The sequence below is a fragment of the Neobacillus soli NBRC 102451 genome (genome assembly GCF_001591665.1).
GTDB classification, from domain to species: Bacteria; Bacillota; Bacilli; order Bacillales; family Cytobacillaceae; genus Neobacillus; species Neobacillus soli.
Genome location: NZ_BCVI01000007.1, coordinates 75,975 through 83,012, shown reverse-complemented (window position 1 = coordinate 83,012; position 7,038 = coordinate 75,975). Strand labels below are relative to the sequence as shown.

9 protein-coding genes are annotated in these 7,038 nt (G+C 35.2%); 7 read left to right on the top strand and 2 right to left on the bottom strand.

Going from position 1 to position 7,038, the window contains the following annotated elements:
- Positions 1 to 325 precede the first annotated feature (325 nt).
- The 3 genes from BSO02S_RS04365 to BSO02S_RS04355 are packed head-to-tail and all read left to right on the top strand — an operon-like array spanning position 326 to position 3,758.
- Positions 326 to 1,018, top strand: a complete 693-nt coding sequence (locus BSO02S_RS04365; protein ID WP_066063037.1) for a response regulator transcription factor — start codon at positions 326 to 328, stop codon at positions 1,016 to 1,018.
- Positions 996 to 3,218 (top strand): sensor histidine kinase, encoded by a 2,223-nt coding sequence (locus BSO02S_RS04360; RefSeq protein ID WP_066063034.1) that lies wholly within the window; start codon positions 996 to 998, stop codon positions 3,216 to 3,218. The genes BSO02S_RS04365 and BSO02S_RS04360 overlap by 23 nt, the downstream gene beginning before the upstream one ends.
- 21 nt (positions 3,219 to 3,239) lie before the next feature.
- Positions 3,240 to 3,758 carry an RNA polymerase sigma factor gene (locus tag BSO02S_RS04355; RefSeq protein WP_174524218.1) on the top strand — a complete coding sequence of 173 codons (519 nt, stop codon included), beginning with the start codon at positions 3,240 to 3,242 and terminating at the stop codon, positions 3,756 to 3,758.
- 114 nt (positions 3,759 to 3,872) lie between these two features.
- Here the strand turns inward: BSO02S_RS04355 and BSO02S_RS04350 are convergent, their stop codons facing one another.
- Positions 3,873 to 4,262, bottom strand: a complete 390-nt coding sequence (locus BSO02S_RS04350; protein ID WP_066063031.1) for a YkvA family protein — start codon at positions 4,260 to 4,262, stop codon at positions 3,873 to 3,875.
- A gap of 359 nt (positions 4,263 to 4,621) precedes the next feature.
- Between BSO02S_RS04350 and BSO02S_RS04345 the strand changes: the two genes are divergently transcribed.
- On the top strand, positions 4,622 to 5,071 hold the full coding sequence (locus BSO02S_RS04345) for a GNAT family N-acetyltransferase (protein WP_066063028.1): 450 nt from the start codon (positions 4,622 to 4,624) through the stop codon (positions 5,069 to 5,071).
- A gap of 69 nt (positions 5,072 to 5,140) precedes the next feature.
- Entirely contained in the window at positions 5,141 to 5,500 is a 360-nt protein-coding gene (locus tag BSO02S_RS04340; protein WP_066063025.1) for a DUF4275 family protein, read from the top strand.
- Positions 5,501 to 5,579: 79 nt separating this feature from the next.
- On the opposite strand, the gene BSO02S_RS04335 is transcribed toward BSO02S_RS04340, so the two are convergent.
- Positions 5,580 to 5,954 (bottom strand): hypothetical protein, encoded by a 375-nt coding sequence (locus BSO02S_RS04335; RefSeq protein WP_066063022.1) that lies wholly within the window; start codon positions 5,952 to 5,954, stop codon positions 5,580 to 5,582.
- Positions 5,955 to 6,085: 131 nt separating this feature from the next.
- On the opposite strand from BSO02S_RS04335, the gene BSO02S_RS04330 reads away from it, so the two are divergent.
- Positions 6,086 to 6,484 carry a hypothetical protein gene (locus BSO02S_RS04330; protein WP_235846866.1) on the top strand — a complete coding sequence of 133 codons (399 nt, stop codon included), beginning with the start codon at positions 6,086 to 6,088 and terminating at the stop codon, positions 6,482 to 6,484.
- Positions 6,485 to 6,624: 140 nt separating this feature from the next.
- Entirely contained in the window at positions 6,625 to 7,017 is a 393-nt protein-coding gene (locus tag BSO02S_RS04325) for a hypothetical protein (RefSeq protein ID WP_066063016.1), read from the top strand.
- Positions 7,018 to 7,038 lie beyond the last annotated feature (21 nt).

The window sequence follows — 7,038 nt, the reverse complement described above, 5'->3', positions numbered from 1 at the left end:
ATTACGGTAAATGAAACCGCCTTCCATTGCCCGAAGGTCCTCGATTTTCCTCGTTACGGTAAATGAAACCACACTCCATTACCCGCGTGTCCACCATTTTCGACTTCAGGGTAAATGAAACGGTCGTCCCCATAGTCAAAGCCACATATTAATCTTTTGTTGCTCCAAACAGCAGCAACTTATCCACAACAATAATCCTATTTTTCTATTTTAGAAGACTTTTTCCAAAAATATTAAGAAATTCTTAAGAAATTCTCTAAATGAATGTTAAGATTTTCCGTTTACTATTAAGATAATGATAGAGCTACTAGAAAGTAGGGGGAAGATGGAGAATTACTTTGTGCTGGTTGTTGATGATGAAAAGGAAATACGGGACGCCATTGAGATTTATTTAAAAAATGAAGGAGTTACCGTGTTAAAAGCCAAGGATGGGATCGAAGCATTAGAGATAATAAATGAACACCCGGTCCATCTGATTATTTTAGATATTATGATGCCGAGGCTGGATGGCATTTCTGCTACATATAAGATTCGTGAACAGAAAAACATACCGATTATTATTTTAAGTGCAAAAAGTGAAGATACCGATAAGATACTAGGTCTACAAGTGGGAGCGGATGATTATGTAACAAAACCGTTCAATCCGATGGAGCTCGTGGCCCGCGTGAAATCTCAGCTGAGAAGGTATGTCACCTTTGGTACGTTTGAAGGCATAAAAAAAGTAATTAATTTAAATGGTCTCACATTAGATCAATCGGCCAAAGAAGTGACGGTCCATAGCGAGCCGGTGAAGCTTACGCCAATTGAATATAAAATCGTGGAACTGCTGATGACAAATCCCGGCCGGGTATTTTCAATCAACGAAATCTATGAAAAGGTATGGAAAGAGCCTTGCTATAACGCAGAAAATACAGTAGCGGTCCACATCCGAAAAATTCGTGAAAAAATTGAAATTGATGCGAAAAATCCAAGATATTTAAAGGTGGTGTGGGGCATTGGCTACAAAATGGAAAAGTAGAATCTTGATTTGCGTCTGGGCTTTCTTATTTATGGTTGGCCTAAGCGGGCTACTAACTCTTTTCACCCATGGCAGTGATTACGTTTATCGTGACTATTTTAAAACAACAGGCTTCCTAAGCAAGCTCGATGAGTTCACTGGGTATGTAAGCACGTTCGAGCTAAATCAAATAACATTGGAGGAAGCAAAAAAGACGATTAAGGTTACGGATGACGAGATTGATGATTATCGGAATCAATATGGTAACTACCCGGAAGAAACCCAAAACACCAAGGTGCAGTATGAAGAAAAAATACAGAAAGCCATGGATGAAGACAATACAGTGGTGGCGAATGCTCTATCAACTGAATTGAATTTGAAAATAGAGGAAATTGAGAAAAATTATCAGGACGATGAGTACGTCAGGGCGAAGGTCATAAAGGAAAAAGAAAAGAAATTAGAAGAATATTATAATAGAAGAGACATGTATAATTCTACTTATAAGGAATCGTTTCTTTATTATTTTAAGAGCAATGAAACAGGTAAAGTCTATACAAATATGAAAGACTCAGAAGAAGTTACGATTAACTCCAAAGATATGCTGTATGTACAAAATATGACCATCTCAAGAGACGATGCGATTCATTACAGTTTTCAAGGATACGAAGAACTCGCGGATTCTCTTCTTCCCACGACGACTGGGAGATTGGAAGGAAAAATTGCTGTTCCAAAGCACCTCTCTACATCAAGTCCTATCATAGAGGATTACAATTTCTATCAGAATGCGCAAATGATTTTATGGGTCTATTCCGCGGCTGGAATACTCGCTCTTATTCTATGCTTCTTTATTTCCAAAAAGATGGAGATCCCAGCAGACGTGGAAAAATGGAGGCCTTATTATAAAAAGGTTCCCATTGATGTAAGAACAATTTTATTCATCATTTCAGGAATTGGACTCCTTCTCGCATTGATGATTGTTAATAACGAATTTCTTAACATAATTGATAATCCAATTACTTTTGGCTTGGATATAGGAATCAGTCTGATTGTTGGAACGTTTTTTTTAACTCTTACTTTTGTACAGTATAAACTCCTTGCTGGAGAAAAAAAGGATTGGGCAAATTTTAAAAAGCAATGGGAAAAAGCATTCTTGAATATAGCTGGAAAGAAAATACGTGCGCTTTTTCATAAAACTAAGGAAAGCTTAACAGTGGCATTTTTGCATCAAAGTACAGGCACGCAATTGTTTATTCTTTTAGCCATTGTATTTGGTCTGGGGTTAGGCGCCATGAGTGTTATCATCCACCCAATTTTAATTTTCTTTTATCTACTGCTTCTAGCGGTCATTGGGATTCCAATGGTGATGATTTTGATCAATAAAATCGGTTATTTTAACAGAATCGTTGAAAAAACAAATGAGTTGGCTGCGGGTAAGCTGGGAGAGAACCTGCAGGTGGCAGGAAATTCGGTTCTCACCGTGCTTGCTGACAACATCAATGTATTAAAACAGGGAGTTAAAACCTCACAGAACGAGCAGGCGAAGAGTGAACGGCTTAAGACAGAGCTAATTACAAATGTAAGCCATGATTTGCGGACACCGCTAACTTCAATCATTACGTATACCGAGTTATTAAAAACAGAAGACGTGTCAAGTGAGGACAGGGCCGCCTATCTTGAGATTATTGATCGGAAATCAAAGCGGTTAAAGGTGTTAATTGAGGACTTATTTGAAGTGTCAAAAATGGCCAGCGGCAATATGGAATTGACGAAGGATCGAGTGGACCTTGTCCAGCTATTGCAGCAAGCACTGGCCGAATATGATGAAACGATAACCGAATCCAGTCTGCAGTTCCGAGTTTCAAACACTGAGAAGCCCGTTTATGCCTTTGTTGATGGCCAAAAGCTATGGCGTGTCTTTGATAACCTAATCGGAAATATCCTTAAATACTCACTGGAACACTCTCGCGTCTATATTACTATATCCACACTGAACGACCAGGCGGTGATTACGTTTAAGAATGTTTCAAAATATGAATTAAATGACAATAATGATGAACTGTTTGAAAGGTTCAAACGCGGAGATACATCACGGCATACGGAAGGCTCCGGGCTGGGACTTGCCATTGCACAATCCATCATAGACCTTCATGAAGGCAGCCTTGAAATTGAAACGGATGGCGATTTGTTTAAAGTAAATATTTCTCTAAGGCTAGTGGAGTAAGGGTATGGATAGGGGAGAAGAATGGTGAGTGAAATTGATTTTACGGAACTATATAGAATGTTTTATAAACGGCTTTTTCATATTAGTTATTCGATTACAAGAGATTTGCAGTTGGCAGAGGATGTCGTTCAAGAAACGTTTATAAAAGCTTTGAAAAAAATAGAAACGATTGAAGAGGAGTCGAAGGTGGGTGCTTGGCTATCTGTGATTGCAACTAGAACGGCGATTGATTTTGTTCGTATTGAAAGGAAAAAGAAAGGGATCCTGATGGAAAAGGAAATGCTTGAATGTCTAGGAAAAGTAATGGAGCAAAACGTGGAAGAGGAAGTGGAAACAGGAGATTTAGTGGAGCAAGTTCATTGTGCCATTAGGAAACTAACGATGGAATATCAGGACGTGCTCCTACTCAAGCTCGGACACGGATTAAAAGAAAAGGAAATTGCCCATGTCCTTGATTTAAATCCTTGCACGGTTAAAACAAGGATATACAGAGCAAGGAAAAAACTTAAACTACTATTTCTTGATCAGATTGGTGCTTAGCCTTAGCGAATAATGAGGGTTTTCGAATTTTAAGATTAGCTGCCATTTCCTGGCGGCTTTTTTTTGAACTAATAGCAGGTGTAGTAAATTAATCTAATCCCTTCTTTTCCGTTCTTATCTAAAAAATATTGAAATTATCCAAGAAAACATTCCAACCCACAAAAGTATAATAATTGTCCCTGCAACCCAATTTTTCTTTTTTAACATGCTTGATTTCTCAGCAACTTCACTACACTCCTGAATTACATCTTTAGGAATCAATTTCAATACTAAAGTAATTCCTAATGGTATAAGGATAATATCATCCAAATAACCAAGCACTGGAATAAAATCAGGAATTAAATCAATTGGACTAAATGCGTATGCTACAATAATGATCGCTAACAATTTAACATATAAAGGTGTATTTGGATGTTTGTAGGCTTCAACTAAAATAAATAGATCCTGTTTTATTTTTTTAGCTTTTGTCTTTAACTTAGCTGGTGTTTCTCCCAATTTTTTCATCCTCCTAAAAGCATTTTTTCTTTTTTTTAATAAAAGTGAACTTATTTTTATCAGCACTAATGGCAGATTTTTAGCTATAATAAAATTGACTGATTAGAAAGACAAAAAGCAAAGTCTGCATTAAGAAAAAGAAAGAAGCTTATTTTATGAGCTACATAAATATAATTATGCTATGAACAGAAAAAAATTTAGCAGATTCTTAACTGAATTAAACTTTTTAGTTTAAGAGGAGAATTATGTTGTTTTTTGTTTTATGCGTGGCTGAATTAGTGGAAAAACTCGCGACGGGTAGGATTCATCGATTTAAAAAATGGAAAACAACATGAAGCATTCTACAAAAATAAAGGGGAGATATTGTTGTGAATCAAAGTAAAATCAAAATTACCCAGTATTACCCCATGTACGCTGTGCAAACAGTGGAAATGTGGCGAGATAGTAAGGAACAGGCGATTGGTCAGAAAGAAATTCACAGCTTTGAAAATCACGTTTATTTTTTAAATCATCTATTACCCGAACAGTTTCAAATAGACTTAGCATTACTTGATGAAAAAGTAGTTGGAATGATTGCCTATAATGAAAGGGAAATAAGCCAACTCTATATTCATATAGATTATCAAGGAATCGGTATAGGCCAAACATTACTAGATAAAGTTAAGGCCCAATCAAGTGGGAGATTAACATTATCCACATTTGAAGTAAATGAAAACGCACAACGATTTTATGAAAGGCATGGATTCGGAATCATTGGAAGAGGACATGAAAATGAAGAAAATTTACCTGATATTCAATATGAATGGATATCCGAATAAATTAATGTACTCGTGTGCTTTTATTCAATTTATGGGAGAAGGAGAGGGTTTAAAATAGAGCAGATAGACTTGTTAAAAGACAAGGGAATCCTTGTTATTGAATTGAAAGACAAAGGAAAAGAGCTTCGGAACCAGTGGGAAGAAGCATTCGCCAAGCACCTTAGTATATCCGAAAAAAGAAAAATTTATTTTCATCAGCACTTATGGCATGTTTTTAGCTATGATAAAGCTTGTTATATTTTTTATCAAAACAATGAAAATACATTATTGCTTGAAAACGCTAGAGGTTTAAAAGCGGACGACATATTAAATGAAATTGATGGATATTTAACTGATGTTTATGTGGTGGATAAAGATTTCTCATGGACATATATCCATACTCATGAATTTTTTCTTGGACCCTATTTCATTCAGCAAGTGGAGGTATAGTAATTTTAATTTTATTATATAAATTTTCTTATGGAATCCCATTTGCTGGCCCCATTTTTAAAAAAACAAAAGGAATATATCACCAATCAGCACCAAAATACTTCCTCATATCAATAGTACATGTCACATAGTATTTTTTGTTATAAATGTTGCCCGAATCAATAAAAATGGGTAATTCAAATTTCTCATCCTTTTTTTCAAAAACAAGTAAGCCATCGGGACCTTTTTCAAAACTTACATTAGGATCTTCTCTTTTGCCTTTATTTATTAAATCAGCTAGCTCTTTTATTTTCTCTTTATCCCTAAGTTCCGAAACTTTTTCATATTTATTATCTTCCATAACGTACAAAGTTATTTTCTCATAGTCTTGGTCAACTATTTTTGTAGCATCACAGGAAACGAGAAATGAAAATGAAAAAATAATGAGCGAAAATAGACTTATGTTTTTATTCAATTTCCTTCGCCTCCCTTTTATAATATTATAGCGTGTGGATATCGCTCCCGGAACAAAAAGGCAATAAATTAAGCAGATTTTTTGAGTTTTTACATAAAAATTACACGTCTAAAACAATAGGGTGATGAATGATGAGAAATTTAATGGGTCTAATTTTATTATTAATGTTAACTTTAGTTGGCTGTGGTTTAGAAACCAAAACGTTACCTGAATTTTATGAGGGAGACTTTGGTCATGTGACGAAGATAGCGATTGTAGACGGGAGTACTGGGTACAAAAAAACAATTACAGACCATGTTGTTATCAATGAATTTTTAGCTCAAATTAAAGAAATAAAGTTTATTCCGCAAGAAAATCAAGAAGCAAGAAGCGGCTGGCGCTATTCCATTAATCTTTTCCAAGATGGCAAAGAACCCTTTCAATTCACACTAACGCAGGTAAATGACGATTACTATTATACCGAACCGGATATTCACCCAATTGTTGATGATTTTTATAAAAACCTTGATGTTCAGGAGGAGAACTTGTAAATGAGTTAAAGGTCTCCATAAAAGCGTTTTTTGTGTGATAGAAAACCGGTAAACTGAAATATCTAAATTACCTTTCCTTGATGGTGTCTAGCATAATTAAACAATTTTAAAAGATCACAAAAAGGGTAAGAGGTGACCAAATGAAAGAATATAGGTATACAAGGACTTTAAGCGTTATCGTAGGCTTGTTGACTATTTTTGCAGCAATAGGATTCGGTATCCTGTCTTTCATTGGAATGGCTTTATCAAAAGCATTAAATACAGGAAATGAAAATTCCACAACTGACAGTTCACCCCTGATCATTCTAATGATCCTTTTTCTTATAGGTTTAATCACTGTAATTGGCTCCTTCAAGCTCAAAATTAAAGCAATGAAAATTTTTTATACTGGATTTTGCTTAGTGCTTGGAATTGGTTTGGTGATCACTTTTTTTATTTCTTATGGGGCACTGGGAGCTAAAAATGAAATTTTCCTATTATGTATTGGAATTATTTATTTATGTCTAAGTTATTTAACAATGAGAAAAAAATAGTTTTAAATTCAAGACTAACTA